Annotated in this window: 24 protein-coding genes; 8 read left to right on the plus strand and 16 right to left on the minus strand. The window is 54.8% G+C overall.

What is annotated here, in order from left to right:
* Positions 1–35: 35 nt before the first annotated feature.
* The 4 genes from rplT to thrS are packed head-to-tail and all read right to left on the minus strand — an operon-like array spanning position 36 to position 3,148.
* Entirely contained in the window at positions 36–392 is a 357-nt protein-coding gene (gene rplT / locus RGU44_RS09590; protein ID WP_047275143.1) for a 50S ribosomal protein L20, read from the minus strand.
* A 28-nt stretch (positions 393–420) separates the two neighbouring features.
* Positions 421–615, minus strand: a complete 195-nt coding sequence (gene rpmI, locus RGU44_RS09595; protein WP_003442181.1) for a 50S ribosomal protein L35 — start codon at positions 613–615, stop codon at positions 421–423.
* Positions 616–674: 59 nt separating this feature from the next.
* Entirely contained in the window at positions 675–1,226 is a 552-nt protein-coding gene (infC, locus tag RGU44_RS09600; protein WP_172668659.1) for a translation initiation factor IF-3, read from the minus strand.
* Entirely contained in the window at positions 1,226–3,148 is a 1,923-nt protein-coding gene (thrS, locus tag RGU44_RS09605; protein ID WP_322216872.1) for a threonine--tRNA ligase, read from the minus strand. Before thrS ends, infC begins: the two co-directional genes overlap by 1 nt.
* Before the next feature lie 365 nt (positions 3,149–3,513).
* Here thrS and RGU44_RS09610 point away from each other — a divergent pair, with 365 nt between their 5' ends.
* The 3 genes from RGU44_RS09610 to RGU44_RS09620 are packed head-to-tail and all read left to right on the plus strand — an operon-like array spanning position 3,514 to position 4,308.
* Positions 3,514–3,813 (plus strand): hypothetical protein, encoded by a 300-nt coding sequence (locus RGU44_RS09610; RefSeq protein ID WP_322178685.1) that lies wholly within the window; start codon positions 3,514–3,516, stop codon positions 3,811–3,813.
* A complete protein-coding gene (locus RGU44_RS09615; protein ID WP_322178684.1) occupies positions 3,788–4,123 on the plus strand; it encodes a hypothetical protein in 336 nt (111 codons plus the stop codon). Before RGU44_RS09610 ends, RGU44_RS09615 begins: the two co-directional genes overlap by 26 nt.
* The gene (locus tag RGU44_RS09620) at positions 4,096–4,308 is read left to right on the plus strand and encodes a cold-shock protein (RefSeq protein WP_322178683.1); all 213 of its coding nucleotides are present in this window, start codon (positions 4,096–4,098) and stop codon (positions 4,306–4,308) included. The genes RGU44_RS09615 and RGU44_RS09620 overlap by 28 nt, the downstream gene beginning before the upstream one ends.
* Before the next feature lie 70 nt (positions 4,309–4,378).
* Here RGU44_RS09620 and RGU44_RS09625 read toward each other — a convergent pair whose 3' ends face one another.
* Positions 4,379–4,696, minus strand: coding sequence for an I78 family peptidase inhibitor (locus RGU44_RS09625; RefSeq protein WP_322178682.1), 318 nt, complete (start codon positions 4,694–4,696; stop codon positions 4,379–4,381).
* 177 nt (positions 4,697–4,873) lie between these two features.
* A complete protein-coding gene (locus RGU44_RS09630; protein WP_322216875.1) occupies positions 4,874–5,179 on the minus strand; it encodes a hypothetical protein in 306 nt (101 codons plus the stop codon).
* 168 nt (positions 5,180–5,347) lie between these two features.
* Between RGU44_RS09630 and RGU44_RS09635 the strand changes: the two genes are divergently transcribed.
* Positions 5,348–5,554, plus strand: a complete 207-nt coding sequence (locus tag RGU44_RS09635) for a hypothetical protein (protein ID WP_322178680.1) — start codon at positions 5,348–5,350, stop codon at positions 5,552–5,554.
* Positions 5,555–5,579: 25 nt separating this feature from the next.
* On the opposite strand, the gene RGU44_RS09640 is transcribed toward RGU44_RS09635, so the two are convergent.
* The 7 genes from RGU44_RS09640 to RGU44_RS09670 all read right to left on the minus strand — a co-directional run bounded on the left by RGU44_RS09640 (position 5,580) and on the right by RGU44_RS09670 (position 12,558).
* Positions 5,580–6,563 carry a nucleoside hydrolase gene (locus tag RGU44_RS09640; RefSeq protein WP_322216878.1) on the minus strand — a complete coding sequence of 328 codons (984 nt, stop codon included), beginning with the start codon at positions 6,561–6,563 and terminating at the stop codon, positions 5,580–5,582.
* A 71-nt stretch (positions 6,564–6,634) separates the two neighbouring features.
* Complete coding sequence (gene rbsD / locus RGU44_RS09645) at positions 6,635–7,039, minus strand: D-ribose pyranase (RefSeq protein WP_322216881.1); 405 nt, start codon at positions 7,037–7,039, stop codon at positions 6,635–6,637.
* Entirely contained in the window at positions 7,036–7,956 is a 921-nt protein-coding gene (gene rbsK, locus RGU44_RS09650; RefSeq protein WP_322216883.1) for a ribokinase, read from the minus strand. Before rbsK ends, rbsD begins: the two co-directional genes overlap by 4 nt.
* A gap of 23 nt (positions 7,957–7,979) precedes the next feature.
* Positions 7,980–9,002, minus strand: a complete 1,023-nt coding sequence (locus tag RGU44_RS09655) for a LacI family DNA-binding transcriptional regulator (protein WP_322216885.1) — start codon at positions 9,000–9,002, stop codon at positions 7,980–7,982.
* 1 nt (position 9,003) lies between these two features.
* Positions 9,004–9,999: an ABC transporter permease gene (locus tag RGU44_RS09660; RefSeq protein WP_322216888.1), complete on the minus strand. Its 996-nt coding sequence runs from the start codon at positions 9,997–9,999 to the stop codon at positions 9,004–9,006.
* Complete coding sequence (locus RGU44_RS09665; protein WP_322178675.1) at positions 9,999–11,549, minus strand: sugar ABC transporter ATP-binding protein; 1,551 nt, start codon at positions 11,547–11,549, stop codon at positions 9,999–10,001. The genes RGU44_RS09660 and RGU44_RS09665 overlap by 1 nt, the downstream gene beginning before the upstream one ends.
* A gap of 49 nt (positions 11,550–11,598) precedes the next feature.
* The gene (locus RGU44_RS09670; protein ID WP_322178674.1) at positions 11,599–12,558 is read right to left on the minus strand and encodes a sugar ABC transporter substrate-binding protein; all 960 of its coding nucleotides are present in this window, start codon (positions 12,556–12,558) and stop codon (positions 11,599–11,601) included.
* A gap of 426 nt (positions 12,559–12,984) precedes the next feature.
* On the opposite strand from RGU44_RS09670, the gene RGU44_RS09675 reads away from it, so the two are divergent.
* The 3 genes from RGU44_RS09675 to RGU44_RS09685 all read left to right on the plus strand — a co-directional run bounded on the left by RGU44_RS09675 (position 12,985) and on the right by RGU44_RS09685 (position 15,153).
* Positions 12,985–14,028, plus strand: a complete 1,044-nt coding sequence (locus RGU44_RS09675; RefSeq protein ID WP_407074670.1) for an asparaginase — start codon at positions 12,985–12,987, stop codon at positions 14,026–14,028.
* Positions 14,029–14,207: 179 nt separating this feature from the next.
* Positions 14,208–14,459, plus strand: coding sequence for a DUF1654 domain-containing protein (locus tag RGU44_RS09680; protein ID WP_322216891.1), 252 nt, complete (start codon positions 14,208–14,210; stop codon positions 14,457–14,459).
* 4 nt (positions 14,460–14,463) lie between these two features.
* Positions 14,464–15,153: an endonuclease I family protein gene (locus RGU44_RS09685; protein WP_322216893.1), complete on the plus strand. Its 690-nt coding sequence runs from the start codon at positions 14,464–14,466 to the stop codon at positions 15,151–15,153.
* 59 nt (positions 15,154–15,212) lie between these two features.
* Here the strand turns inward: RGU44_RS09685 and RGU44_RS09690 are convergent, their stop codons facing one another.
* Positions 15,213–15,401: a hypothetical protein gene (locus RGU44_RS09690; RefSeq protein ID WP_219062004.1), complete on the minus strand. Its 189-nt coding sequence runs from the start codon at positions 15,399–15,401 to the stop codon at positions 15,213–15,215.
* A gap of 415 nt (positions 15,402–15,816) precedes the next feature.
* Here RGU44_RS09690 and RGU44_RS09695 point away from each other — a divergent pair, with 415 nt between their 5' ends.
* Complete coding sequence (locus RGU44_RS09695; protein ID WP_322178670.1) at positions 15,817–16,044, plus strand: DUF6555 family protein; 228 nt, start codon at positions 15,817–15,819, stop codon at positions 16,042–16,044.
* Between the two features lie 165 nt (positions 16,045–16,209).
* Here the strand turns inward: RGU44_RS09695 and map are convergent, their stop codons facing one another.
* Positions 16,210–17,001, minus strand: a complete 792-nt coding sequence (gene map, locus RGU44_RS09700; protein WP_322216896.1) for a type I methionyl aminopeptidase — start codon at positions 16,999–17,001, stop codon at positions 16,210–16,212.
* Positions 17,001–17,252 carry a ParD-like family protein gene (locus tag RGU44_RS09705; RefSeq protein ID WP_322178668.1) on the minus strand — a complete coding sequence of 84 codons (252 nt, stop codon included), beginning with the start codon at positions 17,250–17,252 and terminating at the stop codon, positions 17,001–17,003. Before RGU44_RS09705 ends, map begins: the two co-directional genes overlap by 1 nt.
* Positions 17,253–17,324 lie beyond the last annotated feature (72 nt).

Genomic DNA, 17,324 nt, shown 5'->3' on the forward strand with positions numbered 1-17,324 from the left:
GAACCCGGAAACCGGGCCCGGTGATTGTCGGGGACTTAGGCCAAAGTGGCTTTAGCTTTCTCGACAATCGCAGCAAACGCCGCTTTTTCGTTCACTGCCAGATCAGCCAGAACCTTACGGTCGATCTCAATGGACGCTTTTTTCAGACCGGCGATGAAACGGCTGTAGGACAGACCGTTAATACGAGCACCAGCGTTGATACGAGCGATCCACAAAGCGCGGAACTGACGTTTTTTCTGACGACGGTCACGGTAGGCGTACTGGCCTGCCTTGATTACCGCTTGCTTGGCTACACGGAATACGCGTGAACGCGCGCCGTAGTAACCTTTAGCCAGTTTCAGAATTTTTTTGTGACGTTTACGGGCGACTACGCCACGCTTTACACGAGCCATGATCTATTTCCTCTATTCTTGACCAAAATTAGCAAAGGCGCAGCATGCGCTTCACTTTTGCCACGTCAGACGGATGCAGCAAGCTGCTACCGCGCAATTGACGCTTACGCTTGGTGGACATTTTGGTCAGAATGTGGCTTTTGAAAGCATGCTTGTGCTTGATGCCATTAGCGGTTTTCAAGAACCGCTTAGCTGCACCACTCTTCGTTTTCATCTTTGGCATGTTCGGTACTCCGCATTCAGTTGATAAACATAACCGCAAGGCCTGCCGTGCCCTGGTGGTTACTTCTTCTTTTTCGGGGCGATGACCATGATCAGTTGGCGTCCTTCCATCTTAGGATGCTGTTCGACCGAACCGTATTCAAGCAAGTCACCTTCAACCCGCTTCAACAGTTCCATCCCCAGCTCCTGGTGGGCCATCTCACGACCACGGAATCTTAACGATACCTTGGCCCTGTCCCCATCACTCAGGAAACGTACCAGGTTGCGCAGTTTTACCTGGTAATCCCCTTCCTCCGTCCCTGGACGAAACTTGATTTCTTTAACCTGAATCTGCTTCTGGTTTTTCTTCGCAGCGGCAACCTGTTTCTTCTTCTCGAAGATCGATTTGCCGTAGTCCATCAGCTTACAAACAGGGGGTACTGCATCGGCGGAAATTTCCACCAAATCCAGTTTGGCCTCTTCAGCCTTAAGAAGCGCGTCTTCAATTGACACAATCCCAAGCTGCTCACCCTCAGCCCCAATTAACCGAACCTCGCGTGCCGAGATATTCTCGTTGATCGGGGCCTTCGGTGCAGCTCGTTTATCTTGTCTCATTTCACGCTTAATAATAATTACTCCGAATCATGGCGACCACGCCGGGAAACCGCTTGAGCGAGAAATTCAGCGAATTGTGCGACCGGCATCGAGCCTAGGTCAGCACCTTCACGTGTCCGCACAGCGACAGTTTGCATTTCGACTTCCCGATCTCCAATCACCAAGAGATAAGGAACCTTGAGCAAAGTATGCTCGCGGATTTTAAAGCCGATCTTTTCATTTCTCAAGTCAGACTTGGCACGAAACCCGCTTTGAGCGAGAGTTTTTTCCACTTCAAGGGCAAAATCTGCCTGTTTATCAGTGATATTGAGGATCACTGCTTGAGTGGGTGCCAACCAGGCCGGGAAAGCGCCTTCGTAATGCTCGATCAAAATACCGATGAAACGCTCGAAGGAACCGAGTATCGCACGGTGCAACATGACCGGCTGCTTGCGACTGTTATCTTCCGAGACATACTCGGCGCCCAAACGGATCGGCAAGTTGAAATCGAGTTGCAATGTACCGCATTGCCATACCCGACCCAGACAATCTTTTAGCGAAAATTCAATCTTGGGGCCATAAAAGGCACCCTCGCCCGGCTGCAGATCATACGGCAAACCAGCGCTGTCGAGTGCGGCCGCCAATGCGCTTTCGGCGCGATCCCACAACTCGTCGGAACCTACGCGCTTCTCGGGACGCGTGGACAGCTTGAGCTCGATGTCCTTGAAGCCAAAGTCAGCGTACACGTCCAGCGTCAATTTGATGAACGCGGCGGATTCTGCCTGCATCTGCTCTTCAGTACAGAAGATGTGAGCATCATCCTGAGTGAAAGCACGCACACGCATGATACCGTGCAATGCACCTGATGGCTCATTGCGGTGGCAAGCACCGAACTCCGCCAGACGCATCGGCAACTCGCGATAGCTTTTCAAGCCCTGATTGAACACCTGTACGTGGCACGGGCAGTTCATCGGTTTGATGGCGTAGTCGCGGTTCTCGGACTCGGTGGTGAACATGTTGTCGGCATAGTTAGCCCAGTGACCGGACTTTTCCCACAGGGAACGATCGACCACTTGTGGAGTTTTGATCTCCAGATAACCGTTCTCGTGCTGAACCTTGCGCATGTATTGCTCAAGAACCTGGTACAGGGTCCAGCCGTTCGGATGCCAGAATACCATACCCGGCGCTTCTTCCTGGGTGTGGAACAACCCCAAACGCTTGCCAAGCTTGCGATGATCGCGCTTTTCAGCTTCTTCGATCCGCTGGACATAGGCAGCCAATTGCTTCTTGTCTGCCCAGGCCGTGCCATAGATTCGCTGCAACTGCTCGTTCTTGGCATCACCGCGCCAGTAGGCGCCAGACAGCTTGGTCAGCTTGAACGATTTCAGGAAGCGCGTATTCGGCACGTGCGGACCACGGCACATGTCGACGTATTCTTCGTGATAGTACAGACCCATGGTCTGTTGATCGGGCATGTCTTCGATGAGACGCAGCTTGTAGTCTTCATCGCGAGCAGTGAACACTTCGATCACTTCGGCGCGCGGAGTGACTTTCTTGATGACGTCGTAATCTTTTTCGATCAGCTGCTGCATACGCTGCTCAATCGCCGACAAATCGTCGAGCGTGAACGGACGCTCATAAGCGATATCGTAATAAAAGCCTTCGTCGATTACCGGACCGATGACCATTTTGGCCGTCGGGAACAACTGCTTGACTGCATGACCGACCAAGTGAGCGCAAGAGTGGCGAATGATCTCAAGCCCCTCTTGATCCTTGGGCGTGATGATCTGCAGGCTGACGTCGCCGTCGATTAGATCGCTGGCATCGACCAGCTGGCCATTGACCTTGCCAGCCACGGTGGCTTTAGCCAGGCCAGCGCCAATGGATAGCGCGACTTCGGCTACGGAAACCGGATGATCGAATGAACGCTGACTGCCGTCGGGAAGAGTAATGGTGGGCATGGCGCCTCCTCTCCTAGTGGTGACCCCTACCAAAGGTCACGTGGGTTGGGATGAGCCAGTACAAGATCCGGTGGTATGCCTGCCTCACAGTGGCAGGAGCCCTAGGGCCAACCGTTTAACCGAACCAGAGTGACTGGAGTGAAAATAAAATAGCTACAGGTGCGACCTGTCGAGAAACCCTTGAGACGTCGCGGATGTTCAGGCGCCGCATGCTATCACACATGTTTGACAACAGCACTTCAACTTGAGCCCAATCGGTTGCCGCGAACAAATGAAATGATCCGGTGAACTTGAGGCGACCAACACCCCTCAAATAATGAGTGGATGTTGTGACACAGCCCCCTCATTACAAGGAGCATTCAACCATGCGTCTTTATCGCTTACTCACTCTCGCCGCCCCTATCGCCATGTTGTTGCCCCTGAGCGCCCAAGCCGCCTGGCCCCCTGGCGCGCGCGATCAGTACATGAACGAGTGCATCGCCACCGCCACTCAAAGTGTCGATAAGGCCACCGCCCAGACGCATTGCACCTGCGGCGCGAACGTCATCGAGAAAAAATTCAGTACGGCAGAGACGAAGGAGTTAAACAGCCAGACTGCCGAAGGCGGGGCGTTACGTGCGAGATTGCTAAAAGAAATCGATGCGTCCTGCACAGCCAAAAAATAAACGTGACAGCTTGGCAAAACTGGAAATCCCCGGCCAATTTCAGCCATTTCCCGACAGTCCAAACAGCAAAAATGGATTTTTTTTACGGGTGACTGAAATTGGCCGCAAGCAAGATAAATCAAGGCCTCCGGGCGCATTAGCCAATGAGCGGAGCGTATTGCTTTCGCAAACTGTTTTGCGAAAGACTTCTACATCCAAACATTTCGACTATGATAGCCCGGTGTGCCCAGTTGGCCTGAGCAGCACAGCACTACTGAAAAATTATGTTCTTGGAGATACACCATGTCTAATCGCCAAAACGGCACCGTAAAATGGTTCAACGATGAAAAAGGCTTCGGCTTTATCACTCCTGCAAACGGCGGTGACGACCTGTTCGTACACTTCAAAGCTATCGAAAGCGACGGTTTCAAAAGCCTGAAAGAAGGCCAAGCCGTTTCCTTCGTACCTGAAAAAGGCCAGAAGGGCATGCAAGCTGCTCAGGTTCGCGCGGAGTAATTTCCCCGGACTAAAAAAACCCCGTCCATGTGACGGGGTTTTTTATGGGCAAGACAAAGGTCTCGTGCATTCAGCCGCAGTTGACTCGAGTGATTATCGAGCGGTCATCTGCGTTCAGATTCAAGCGATCCGACCTGTATTCCAGCGTGACCATGTCACTGGGCTTAAGCACGCGGGCATTCTGCGCACCCGACTTGACGCGAGCCTGCTCCAGCAGTTCCGCGGAGGCCTTCTGACCAATGGCAAATTCTGCTGCAGCTGCATTGCATCGGCCAGCCCCTGCTTCAGCCGCCGAAACCACAGGCTCTTTGGGCTCGGACATACTGCTGCACCCAGACAGCACGAGCGCAGCGATAACGGAACCCAATGATGCGAACTTCCAAGGCATATGCGACCTCCTCACTAAATAAATATTAACCAGAACATGTGCGACAACGGTTGCGATGCGTTTGTTGCAACGGTTACCCGCGACCCCGCTCCGACAGTGGATCAGTGGATCAGTGGATCAGTGGAAGTCTGCCCCAGTCGACAAACAGGCGCGCAGCCAAATCATGTCAAAACGTTTTCAGTACACGTCTACATAATCAAAACGTGGGTTAGCCCAGTTGTCTTTGAGTGCATTGAATATCTGCATGACCCAGACACTATCACTGGCCGCCACCGGACCAACGCACCCGGAGCCTGCCGACCAGGTCTCCAAACGAAACAGCAGCCCGTCAATGGCTACGCCACCCACATGGGAAGATGAAATCCAGGCAATACCCGCCTTGCTCACACGCAGCTGGTTGTGGACATCATCGTTGGCTGCAGCAATAAGCTGGCGCACAGCATCAAGGGTAAAGCTAACGGGGTTGTTCAGATCAATTTGCACGTCGGCGTCCTCGGAAATTTGTCGACAAGTTTGGCATGAGCGTCGGCCCATGCCTAAGTCGCAGTGCCAAATGATGTCGGAAATGGTTTACTTGCCCGCCGCTGCGCAACAGCTCACCGATGGGTGCCACACGCGCAATGGCTTTTTTTCGGACAATACGGGACACAAATGGCAATCGTATCAATCGACGCTGACATCAAGGCCAAATGGCCCCAAGGGCAATGTTCTTACAGTCCGGGCAGCCCGGAAGAACTGGCAATCATAGCGATAGACTTGCTGTTCAAAGCATTGGGCACCGCAGCCGCCCAGGCATTCGTCAGCCAGGTCTTCGAAAAATACCCGCACGACCATTCCGCTGCCGATAGCAGCGAGTGAGGACTTGCGGCGACCTGAGCGGGACTTACTTCAAGCGACCCAGACGCGCGGTCAGCAGGTTGAAGAACCCTTGGGCGTCGCCATTTTTGACCCAGAACACGTTCTTATCTTGCTTGAGCGTGTCGTACCAATCGGCAAGCGTCTGACCGAAGGTGATGCCTTCGCGATTATCGATGACCACATTGATCTGCTTCCCGGTAAACAACTCCGGTTTTAGCAAGTAAGCGATCACACTGGCGTCATGTACCGGCCCACCGGGCAAACCGTAATGCGCCATGTCCGCTTTGACATACTCATTGAGAATGCCGCAGACCAGCTTGCCCGCCTGATTATTCAATCCCGCGATCTGATTGAGCCTTTGTTCGCTGGTGAGGATTTTATGGGTCACGTCCAGCGGGATGTAGGTCAGTTTTACGCCGCTGGCAAGTACGATTTGTGCGGCATGAGGGTCGGCATAGATATTGAACTCGGCCACCGGACTCATGTTGCCGCCATTGAAATGCGCGCCCCCCATGACCACTATTTCTTTGATACCTTGCGTGATTTCCGGCGCCTGCATCAGAGCCAACGCCATGTTGGTCTGCGGTCCAAGCATTGCGAGGGTGATGCTGTGCGGGGCTGCCTTGCTCAAGGTTTCGATCAGGTAATCCACCGCATTGCCCTTGGCCATGCCCACCTTCGGCTCATGCACAGCAACACCCGGCAACCCCTCCTTACCGTGCATGTTCTCGGCATAAATCGGTGTCCGCACCAGCGGTTTTGACGCCCCGGCGTATACCGGCACCTCTTCGCGCCCAGCCCATTCACGCGCAAGCCGGGCATTGCGCGAGGTTTTATCAAGACGCACATTACCCGCCACAGTTGTGATTGCCAGTACGTTCAGCTCATCAGGCGATGCAAGGGCCAGCAGCAGCGCTACCACATCGTCGGCCCCAGGATCGGTGTCAATAATCAGGTCATGCCTTTCGACAATTTGAACGACAGCGGCACGTAGTAAAGACACGAACATCACGCTCCGAAGCAGGTGCAGGTAATGGCATCGCAGCGCACAGGAAACTTCCGGTTCCGAAAGTGATGCACTTAGAACGTCACGCCAGCGACCAAAGCAATGTTGGTGTAGGGCCGACATTCGCCCGTACGGACGATGGCCCGGGCCTTGCGACTCAGGTTCTTCAGTTCGTCATGGCTGACAAGGCACTGCTGGCCCAGTTCGCCCTGCAAACTCAAACCTTCAATGACCACCAATGCCGGTGGCTGTTTGAGCAGCATTTCCTCAGCCAGTACATGTCTCTCGACCTGCATTTCCGTCAGCACGACGCGCAACACGCTGACAAAGTCCGGGGTTCCTTGTGTGAGTGCAAGATCAATAAGCTCGACACCCGGCGGCACCGGCATTCCGACGTCGACGATCATGACAATGTCACCATGGCCGAGGGAGGCAATCAACCGCGACAAGGCGATGTTTAGCAAAGGTGTTTTTTTCATGACTGATGGAAACCCTGCACGTCATTAAGAGTAGGAATAGAGGGCTGAGCACCGGCACGAGTGACCGATAACGCCCCTGCAATCTGACCAAACCGAATCGCTTCGACCTCGCTTTTTCCTTGCGCCAATGCCGCAGCAAACCCACCCACAAAGGTGTCGCCAGCGGCGGTGGTATCCACCGCTTGAACTCTGGGTGCAGGAAAATGCTCGACGTGCTGACCGTCGGCGAACAGTGAGCCTTGGGCGCCCAGCGTAATGATGACTTTTGTGGCGCCAGCTGCCAGAAGCCGGGTCGCGGCAGCTTCTGCCGATGCCAGCGAATCAACCGGTAAACCGCTCAACGCAGCCGCCTCGCTTTCGTTGGGAATCAGATAATCGATCAGCGAATACCAGTCAGCAGGCAACGGCGCGCTGGCCGGCGCAGGGTTAAGGATGACGATTTTGCCCAACTCACGGCCGCGTTTGAGGGCGTAGGCAACCGTGTCCATCGGCACTTCAAGCTGACAGATGATCACATCGGCTTCAGCCAGCTTCGCATCAAATGCTGCAACGATATCCGGCGAGAGCCGACCATTGCCCCCGGCCACGATGACAATGGCGTTCTGACTGCTGGCATCTACCACGATCAGCGCAACACCACTGGAAACGCCGGTCACCGTGGTTACGGCCTGACAATCGATGCGCTCGACCAACAGGACTGCACGCAGTTGCTCGCCATAGGCGTCATCGCCAACGCAACCTATCATGGCGACACTCGCCCCCAGGCGCGCAGCGGCTACGGCTTGATTAGCGCCCTTGCCTCCCGGCACAATCGCGAACGAGTCACCCGCTAATGTTTCCCCAGCACGAGGCAGGCGCTCGGCACGGGTGACCAGGTCCATATTCAAGCTGCCCACTACCACTACTTTTGCTTGCATGCGTCAGCACTCTCTAATCTGTTTCAGCGAAAGGCGTTGAAGATATTGGCTGGGGGTGCCGTGGACTCGCGAAGGACAATGTCGGGCTTCACGATCCGATGCTCGACAGCCGTGGCAGCGGGCGCAGCGATACGCCGCAACAATATCTCGGCGGCCATTTCACCCAATTTCAGGATCGACTGCCCAACAGTGGTCAGCGCTGGATACACGTAGCGACTCATCTGAATATCGTCGAACCCAATAACCGACAAATCACAGGGGACGCGAATGTTGCGCTCGGCGGCAGCGCGCAAAACGCCGATGCCAATCATGTCGTTACCGGCAAATATCGCGGTCGGCGAATTTTGCGTCAGGAGTCCCACTGCAGCCTGATAACCAGCGGGACTGGTGAAGTCGCTTTCCACCACCCACTCGTTCGGTATGGGCACCTGAGCTTCATGCATGGCGCGACGGTAACCCGCCAGGCGCATCTGGGCGACGCTCGTTTCCGCTGGCCCACAAATGCAGGCAATATGCCGATGACCGAGCTCAAGCAAGTGGCAGGTCGCCAGGTACGCGCCCAGCTCATGATCGATGCGCACCAGATCGGCAACAATGCCTTCCAGATCTCGGTCGACAATAACCATCGGCGTACGCACGGCGGCTAATCCAGCCGCCAATCCTGGATCGCCACCCACCGACGAGACAATCAAACCATCGACACGTTTTTCCAGGAGTACGCGCAGGTAACTGCGTTGTTTTTCCGGGTTGTCATCGGAGTTGCACAAGATCACGCAAAACCCGTTGCGCTCGCAGTAGTCCTCAATCCCCCGCGCCAACTCGGCAAAGTACGGGTTGATACCGTTAGGAATCAGCAGGCCGATGGTCGACGTCGCCCTGGCTTTAAGGGATCGAGCCACGGCACTCGGCACATAGTCGAGTTGAATGATCGCCGCCTCGACCTTCCGGCGGACGTCGTCGCTGACCGGGCGCGACTTGTTCAGCACATGGGACACCGTCGTGTAGGAAATTCCTGCCAGCGCGGCTACATCTTTGATCGTGGACATATCAAGCCTTCCGACGTGCGCGATTGCTGCGATAAGTATCAAGCACCACGGCGACAACGATTACCGCGCCCGTGATGATGCGTTTGGTCGGTTGGGTCACTCCGATCTGTGCCAATCCAGCAGCAAGTACCGAGATAATCAGGACCCCGAAGAACGTACTGATCACGGAGCCGCGCCCACCCATCAGGCTGGTGCCCCCAATAACGACCGCCGCGATCACCTGCAATTCCAGACCGGAGCCAGCGTTAGGGTCTGCGGCTTCCAGACGCGAGATCTGGAACAACGCTGCGACCCCGGCCAGCAGCCCCATCAGCGAAAACACCATAATCTTGTAGGGTTTTGGATTGATGCCGGCCAGACGAACCGCTTCTTCATTAGTGCCAATACCGATCAGGTAACGGCCGAACACGGTGCGGGTCAGCACGGCTTGGGCGATGAAGATGATCAGCAGCGCAATGATGAAGGACGGAGAGATCCCGAAAGCGACCGGGTTCGATAGCCACGCGAATGCATCACCGATATAAGCGGTTCGCGACCCCGTCATCTGGTAGGCCACACCACGGGCCATTTCCAGCACGCCGAGGGAAACGATAAACGATGGAATGCGCCAAGCCACCGTGATCGAACCGGTGATGGTGCCCGCGACGGCCGCGCAGGTCATGCCCAGCAAGGCTGCTGGCACGACGCCCCAGCCCCAGCCGAGGATTGCCACACTGACTGCAGAAGCTGCAAGTGCCAGAACAGATCCCACCGACAAGTCGATGCCGCCGATGATCAGGATGAAAGTCATGCCCACCGCCAGCACCATCAAGTCCGGTATCTGGTTGGCCAGGGTGCTGAAAGTCTCATAAGACAGGAAGTGATCACTGAGCACGGAAAACAACGCAATCATTGCGAATAACGCACCGGCCAGTCCCAGGTAGGTGCCGAGTCCGAAATAATGACCGCTGCGCTTGCCCGACGAAGGCAATGTTTGGGGTGCGGCTGAAGTTTTCATCAGTTATTCCTGGGAGCGACTTCAGTGAGCCGCGTATCACGTTTTGGGTAGCCGGCAAACGCGGCGGCAAGCAATTCATCCTGGGTCCAAGTGTCGCGTTCGAAGGTATCGATCAAACGCCCGGCCGATAGCACCCCGATACGATCACAGATCAGCATCAACTCACGCAGATCACTCGACACGACGACCAGCGCCCTGCCCTGGCGTGTCAACTCTCCCAGCAACGCATAGATATCGAATTTGGCGCCAACATCAATGCCTCGGGTCGGCTCATCGAACAGCATCACTGTGCAGTCACGCTCAAGCCAGCGACCGATGACGACTTTTTGCTGATTGCCACCAGACAACTCGGAGACACATTGCATCGGACTGGCGCTGCGAATGCGCATGGCATCGACCTGACGCTGGGCCAGACGCAGTTCATCATGACGATTGACCACGCCGGCTTTGGAAATTGCCGGCATATTGCCCAGCGCGATATTGGCGCTGATCGATTGGGTCAGTAGCAGACCTTCGCCCTTGCGATCCTCGGTAATCAGCGCAATACCCTGCTTGACGGCATCGACTGGCGAATGGATGGTCACCGACTGCAGGGGACTGCCAATCTCGATACCGCCCGTGTCGGCGATGTCAGCACCGTAGATCAGGCGCAGAAGCTCGGTGCGCCCGGCGCCGATCAATCCGGAAATACCGAAAATCTCGCCGCTACGCACCTCGAAAGAGACATCACGCACCTTGTCCGCGCGACCCAGGCCTTTAACCGCCAGGGCAACGTCGCCAATCTGACGTGGACCGAGGTCGATCTGCTCACCCAGTTCACGCCCGACCATCAGCGTGACCAGTTGCTCGCTGCTGTAGTCAGCCATCGGTTCGATACACACCAACCGGCCGTCACGCAGCACGGCAATACGCTGTGCAACCTGGGCCAGTTCTTCCAGCCGATGAGAGATATAAATGATCGACACCCCGCGGGCTTGCAGGCGAGTGATCTGCTCGAACAGCATCTCGACTTCTCGAGACGTCAACATCGCGGTGGGTTCGTCGAGAATCAGGACATGGCAGTCACCGATCAGGTTACGGGCAATCTCGATCATCTGTTGATGCCCAATCCCCAACTCGCCGACCAGAGTGTCTGGGTCGATAGCATCCAGCCCGACCTGAGCCATGGCCTGAATAGCATCAGCGCGCAGTTGCTTGCGATTGATCCAGCCCGCGCGACTCGGCAGGTTGTCCAAGAATAGATTTTCCGCCACGGACAACGTGGGCAGCAGATTCAACTCCTGCATGACCATGCGAATACCCAGCTTTTCCGCCTGGGTTCGACTGCCGGGTTCGTAGGCCTGTCCCTGAAATTGCATCTGCCCGGTTGTGGGCGAGACCAGCCCGCCGATAATCTTCGACAGGGTACTTTTACCGGCGCCATTTTCGCCCGTCAGGGCCAGCACTTCCCCGCGCAGAAGCGTCAGGTCGATGTCGCTGAGAACCGGTTGGGCGTAGGTTTTACCGACGCCGCTGACAGATAGAACAGCCGCCTGAGCAGACACAGACATAACACTCTCCACGCGCCCGCCACGATGAGCGAACGCTGCATGCGGGAAACTACTTCTTGGTGATCAGTTCAACTGGCGTTTCGATCACGCCATTGGCGGCGCCCTCGACAGTTTCACCCTTGAGCATTTTCAGCGCAGTCTGGATACCGAACACCGCCTGTCTGGCCGCGAACTGATCGGCAGTGGCCAATATGCGGCCGTCCTGCAGCATGGGCTTGATGGCGTTGATGTTGTCGTAACCAACCACTTTTACTTTACCTGCCTTACCTGCCGCCCGAATCGCCGAGACCGCGCCCAGCGCCATGCTGTCGTTACCGGCCAGCAATGCCTTGAGATTCGGGTACTCGTTGAGCATGGCCGAAGCTACGGCGTTGCCTTTATCGATTTCCCAGTTACCCGATTGCGTGGAGACAATATTCATCTGCGCGGCATCCATGGCATCCTTGAAACCCGCTGTGCGTTGCTGGGCATTAGTGGTGGTCGAAACGCCTTCGATAATGCCGACTTCATCGCCAGCTGCTAACTGCTTGGCCAGGTAGTCACCCACCAGACGTGCACCTTTGTGGTTGTCCGGGCCTACGAACGGCACGCTGATGCCTTTGCTTTTCAGCACATCGACATCCAGTTGGTTATCAATGTTAACCACGATAATACCGGCATCCCTAGCCCTCTTGATCACCGTCACCAGCGCCTTGGAGTCCGCAGGAGCAATGACCAGCGCATTGACTTTCTGCACGATCATCTGGTCGACGATAGCGATCTGGGCACTGGTGTCCGACTCATTTTTGATGCCATTGGAGATGAGATCAAAATCAGCCGAATGCTCTTTCTGGTAGGCCTTGGCGCCGTCTTCCATGGTCAGGAAGAACTCATTGGCCAACGACTTCATCACCAGCGCGACTTTGGGCTTTTCCGTGGTTTGAGCATGCGCAGCAGAAAGCGGCAGGATGGCAGAGGCTGCGGTGAGCATAGCGACAGCGAGAAGACGTGCAGCGAATGGCAGCTTCATGAGTTCACTCCGATCTTATGATTATTTTTGCATCGATTGCGCGCACGCAAACGTTTGCTTTGCCGGACTATGAGAACGGCGGCCATTTTTGTCAACCGCCACGGCGCGCCGCCATACGGGATAATAAAGTTGCAGAGCGCTATTCCTCCATTCTGCTTTCGGATAGCCGAACAGCAAAGTCTCCAATGTTCGGAAAGCCGAATACCAACACACCCACCTATAAAAATAAATAGTTATAAATCAGTATCTTAGATCAATACATAATGATCAATTCTGTTGGTATAGATCATGCTCTTGTCTAGTGCGGCCCGGGTCAGGTGAGCCTGCATCAGGTTCGCAAGGCTCATGAATCAAGCACTCCCATAACAAGAGAAATAAAAATTGAAAACTATATTCCATAGCTTTGTACCGAGCGCCCTTGCGCTGATGCTGCTGTTGCCGACAGGCGTTTCAGCCAAAGAAGCAGAACAACAACAAAAGCTCGCTAACGTCGTCATTCTTGCCACTGGCGGCACCATCGCTGGCGCTGGCGCGAGCGCTGCCAACAGCGCGACTTACCAGGCGGCCAAGGTCGGTATTGATAAATTGATTGCGGGTGTGCCGGAGCTGAGCGCACTGGCCAATGTGCGCGGCGAACAAGTCATGCAAATCGCCTCGGAAAGCATCACCAACGAAAACCTGCTGCAACTGGGTAGACGTGTCGCCGAACTGGCCGACAGCAAAGATGTGGACGGCATCGTAATCACCCACGGCACCGATACCCTGGAAGAAACGGCCTATTTTCTCAATCTGGTAGAGAAGACCGACAAGCCCATCGTTGTCGTAGGCTCCATGCGTCCAGGGACAGCGATGTCTGCGGATGGCATGTTGAACCTGTACAACGCGGTTGCCGTTGCGGGCAGCAAAGAGGCACGTGGCAAGGGTGTTCTAGTGACGATGAACGACGAGATTCAGTCGGGTCGCGACGTCAGCAAAATGATCAATATCAAGACCGAAGCCTTTAAAAGCGCATGGGGTCCGTTAGGCATGGTAGTCGAAGGCAAGTCCTACTGGTTCCGCTTGCCCGCCAAGCGTCACACCATGGATTCGGAATTCGACATCAAGCAAATCAGCACGCTGCCTAAAGTCGATATTGCCTACTCCTATGGAAATGTCTCGGACACTGCTTACAAGGCACTGGCCCAGGCCGGCGCAAAAGCGATCATCCACGCAGGCACTGGCAACGGTTCAGTATCGTCCAACGTTGTGCCGACCTTGCAGGCCTTGCGTAAAGACGGGATCCAGATCATCCGCTCATCCCACGTTAACGCTGGCGGTTTCGTACTGCGCAATGCGGAACAACCTGATGACAAATACGACTGGGTCGTCGCCCACGACCTGAACCCTCAAAAAGCCCGCATTCTTGCAATGGTCGCGCTGACCAAGACCAACGACAGCAAAGAGCTGCAACGGATTTTCTGGGAGTATTGATCATTCCTGCACCTGCCCGCTCTGCGGCACCGCGCAGAGCGGGCAGGTGCGACTGCATCTTGCCGCCAGACCTTAGCGCGCTTTGTTCCTACACTTCAAGACAGAGACTCGACAAACAGTTGCGAAAATTCTTACGCTGAAATACTGTATGCGCATACAGCTAACCAAGGATCTCCTCCGTGGCAAAAAATTCTGCAGCAGCACCTTCAGCCCCCAGCTCCTACGAACGACTCGGCATCCGGGTTCAGAAAGTGATCAACTCACCAACCGCGCAAAAGGCCCGGGCAGCACTGATATACCGATTGACCGACGAGGTAGAAGACGAGTGGAATCAGTTACTTGAAGAAATAACGGAGAACGACAACGTCACCCTCGCCTACCGCGATGACGGTGGCGTGCAGATATTCTGGACCGTGCCGAAGGAAGATTAACGGCATGATTGTTCGAATAATTGCCCTGCTGACCCTAAGTTTCTGCATCGCTGCCCATGCCGACGCACCTCGCACCTTCAGTGAAGCAAAAAAGATCGCCTCGGGCCTGTATGCCCCGCAGTCGACAGAGTTCTATTGCGGCTGTAAATACAGCGGTAACCGGGTCAATCTCGCCGCTTGCGGTTATGTTCCGCGCAAAAATGCCAACCGCGCCAAGCGGATCGAATGGGAGCACATTGTACCTGCCTGGCAAATTGGCCATTTACGTCAATGTTGGCAAAACGGCGGCCGGGGAAACTGCACAAAAAACGACCCTGTTTACCAACGCGCCGAAGCTGATCTGCATAATCTGGTGCCCAGTATTGGCGAGGTGAACGGTGACCGAAATAACTTCAGCTTCGGCTGGCTTCCGGTTCAGGCAGGGCAGTACGGGTCTTGCCTGACGCAGGTGGATTTCAAAGCAAAGAAAGTGATGCCTCGTCCGTCAGTTCGCGGAATGATCGCCAGAACGTATTTTTATATGAGCAAGCAATACAGCCTGCCCTTGTCCAAACAGGATCGCCGACTCTATGAGGCCTGGAACAAGACTTATCCTGTCGATGCGTGGGAAATTCAGCGCAATCAACGCGTGGCGTGTGTGATGGGCCGAGGCAATGCCTTCGTTGGCCCCGTTAACCTGAAAGCCTGCACATAACAGCAAAAAAGCCCGGCACGTGTGAAAGTGTCGAGCTTTTTTCGCGGCTGGACCAGATTTTATGGCGCCTCAGCCGCATCCTCTTCCGCCTGAATGCGCAGAGAACGCTGGATCATCAACTCCGAGGCGTAATCAGCGGCCAGCTCGGCAGCATCAAGCGGTTCGATGGCACCACGACTGATCAACCCGGTCAAGGCAGAGGCCGCAAACATATCCCAAATGTCTTGTTCATCATCAAGCAGTGACATGTGTACTTCCTCATTTGAATGTAGACGGCACTGTAACACCAGATGCTGACTTCACCGTCCGACTTCCCCTCAGAATCACCAAGAGCCATAAGCCACTCAACCGTTTCAGCTTTGCGCAGGCAGAGTGCCACTGATCGGATAGGCATTCTAATTGATACAAAGTAGTGCAAAACGGTGTAATTATTTTTGCGGGGTTAATCCCCACTAAAGTACGGCAATCCTGAGCCCGATATCGGGGATACACACTTCACCAAGCAATGGCATCCGCGCCGTAGCCGCTTGAAATTGTTTGCATGCCTACATCGACGTAGAAATGAAAAGTAGTGCATTACGCCTTCTGCGTGGATGCCCTACGGGTACAAGGGAACGTGCATATTTTCAGAGACGTGATACGTCTAACGAGCGGAGGGGCGATATGGATCAGTTGAAAGCGTTCGAGATTAATTATCATTTCAAGGGGCAGTGTCGGCATTTTTTTCATGAGGCCCTGCACCTGTGCGAAAGCGATGCATTGCACTTCGCTACGCTGCATGCGGGGGTAGGAAGCGTCAACGACAATGTAGCGGCAGGACCCGTTCGGCTGGCACTCCGCCAGGCTGAAGGTCTTGGTGTAACCGAAGTTCAATGGCGGCGAGCCACGTAGACTTGGTGTCCTCCCTGCACGATGCGTGCTCTGATCATCTATGAGCCGGTCAGAACTGCATCGCATCAGGGGAACGGGAAGCAGGTTACAGCGGGTGTCTAATACTCGTCATCCCGACAACTGTGACTTTATTGGTCTGCCCATGTGCGTGGAGCCGCAGGACGGTCAAACAGGCGCATATTCACCGGTGCCCTCGGGCCATGGTGTCAGCAGTTCAAAACCGGTCTCAGTGACAGCAACCATATGCTCCCATTGAGCGGAGAGGGATTGATCGCGGGTCAGTACGGTCCAGCCATCGGGCAGCACCTTGGTCCCAGGCTTGCCGACATTAATCATCGGCTCAATGGTAAACACCATGCCCACCTTGAGCTTGAGCCCTTGCCGTGAGCTACCGTAATGCAGCACCTGCGGTTCTTCATGGTAGTTACGACCAATGCCGTGTCCGCAGTATTCGCGCACAACACTGAAGCCCTCGCGGTGCGCTACCGTCTGAATGGCATGACCGATATCGCCCAAGGTCGCTCCCGGTCGGACAGCGTGAATCCCGGCAAGGGTTGCCTCATAAGTGGTATGCACCAAGCGCTTCGCGGTCGGGCTGACGTCTCCCACGAAATACATCCGACTGGTATCACCAAACCAACCGTCCTTGATCACAGCCACATCAATATTGACGATATCCCCATCTTTGAGAATATCCGACGCCGATGGGATTCCGTGGCATACCACAGTGTTCGGCGAGATACAGGTGGATTTGGTAAAGCCGTGATAGCCGATGTTCGCTGGAATAACCTTTAACTCATCAACGATATACGCGTGACAAATCTTATCCAGCGCTTCAGTGCTGACACCCGCTTTGACATGACTGCCAATCATCGCGAGCACATCTGCAGCCAACCTTCCGGCAACCCGAAGCCTGACCAGATCATCTTCAGTCTTAATGCTGACAGCCGCACTCATTACAACGCCTCCTGCAAATTTTCCATCGACGGAGAGAGACCGAACGGGGTTACCGACAGGACCGTGCCACCAGCATTTTCGGCACGAATGAGCAATTGGCAGATGTCGCTGTAATTGAGTGCAGGATGCAGTTCAGCCATCATGCCGATCTTCATCCAATGCTCAGCTTGAGCGTTGATAGAGCGGCTTAACGCTGCGCTCGCGGTCCGAGCATTGGCATGCATGTGTTCCGAAATTTTTACCAGGCCCACAGGATCACCTCAGGAAAATAATATATGAATCATATACGATTCATATATCAACGATCAAGAGCGAGGAGCGGT

Source organism: Pseudomonas sp. 5C2, from assembly GCF_034314155.1.
Lineage (GTDB): Bacteria > Pseudomonadota > Gammaproteobacteria > Pseudomonadales > Pseudomonadaceae > Aquipseudomonas.

Bases quoted from the DNA above. Each gene is read 5' to 3' on its own strand.
- RGU44_RS09640 (WP_322216878.1), bottom strand. From the start codon at position 6,563: ATGTTCGTGTCTTTACTACGTGCCGCTGTCGTTCAAATTGTCGAAAGG.
- RGU44_RS09695 (WP_322178670.1), top strand. From the start codon at position 15,817: ATGGATCAGTTGAAAGCGTTCGAGATTAATTATCATTTCAAGGGGCAG.
- rplT (WP_047275143.1), bottom strand. From the start codon at position 392: ATGGCTCGTGTAAAGCGTGGCGTAGTCGCCCGTAAACGTCACAAAAAA.
- RGU44_RS09655 (WP_322216885.1), bottom strand. From the start codon at position 9,002: ATGTCCACGATCAAAGATGTAGCCGCGCTGGCAGGAATTTCCTACACG.
- RGU44_RS09665 (WP_322178675.1), bottom strand. From the start codon at position 11,549: ATGTCTGTGTCTGCTCAGGCGGCTGTTCTATCTGTCAGCGGCGTCGGT.
- RGU44_RS09635 (WP_322178680.1), top strand. From the start codon at position 5,348: ATGGCAATCGTATCAATCGACGCTGACATCAAGGCCAAATGGCCCCAA.
- RGU44_RS09690 (WP_219062004.1), bottom strand. From the start codon at position 15,401: ATGTCACTGCTTGATGATGAACAAGACATTTGGGATATGTTTGCGGCC.
- rbsD (WP_322216881.1), bottom strand. From the start codon at position 7,039: ATGAAAAAAACACCTTTGCTAAACATCGCCTTGTCGCGGTTGATTGCC.
- RGU44_RS09660 (WP_322216888.1), bottom strand. From the start codon at position 9,999: ATGAAAACTTCAGCCGCACCCCAAACATTGCCTTCGTCGGGCAAGCGC.
- rbsK (WP_322216883.1), bottom strand. From the start codon at position 7,956: ATGCAAGCAAAAGTAGTGGTAGTGGGCAGCTTGAATATGGACCTGGTC.
- RGU44_RS09670 (WP_322178674.1), bottom strand. From the start codon at position 12,558: ATGAAGCTGCCATTCGCTGCACGTCTTCTCGCTGTCGCTATGCTCACC.
- RGU44_RS09625 (WP_322178682.1), bottom strand. From the start codon at position 4,696: ATGCCTTGGAAGTTCGCATCATTGGGTTCCGTTATCGCTGCGCTCGTG.
- RGU44_RS09610 (WP_322178685.1), top strand. From the start codon at position 3,514: ATGCGTCTTTATCGCTTACTCACTCTCGCCGCCCCTATCGCCATGTTG.
- RGU44_RS09620 (WP_322178683.1), top strand. From the start codon at position 4,096: ATGTCTAATCGCCAAAACGGCACCGTAAAATGGTTCAACGATGAAAAA.
- rpmI (WP_003442181.1), bottom strand. From the start codon at position 615: ATGCCAAAGATGAAAACGAAGAGTGGTGCAGCTAAGCGGTTCTTGAAA.
- map (WP_322216896.1), bottom strand. From the start codon at position 17,001: ATGAGTGCGGCTGTCAGCATTAAGACTGAAGATGATCTGGTCAGGCTT.
- RGU44_RS09615 (WP_322178684.1), top strand. From the start codon at position 3,788: ATGCGTCCTGCACAGCCAAAAAATAAACGTGACAGCTTGGCAAAACTG.
- RGU44_RS09685 (WP_322216893.1), top strand. From the start codon at position 14,464: ATGATTGTTCGAATAATTGCCCTGCTGACCCTAAGTTTCTGCATCGCT.
- thrS (WP_322216872.1), bottom strand. From the start codon at position 3,148: ATGCCCACCATTACTCTTCCCGACGGCAGTCAGCGTTCATTCGATCAT.
- RGU44_RS09675 (WP_407074670.1), top strand. From the start codon at position 12,985: ATGCTGCTGTTGCCGACAGGCGTTTCAGCCAAAGAAGCAGAACAACAA.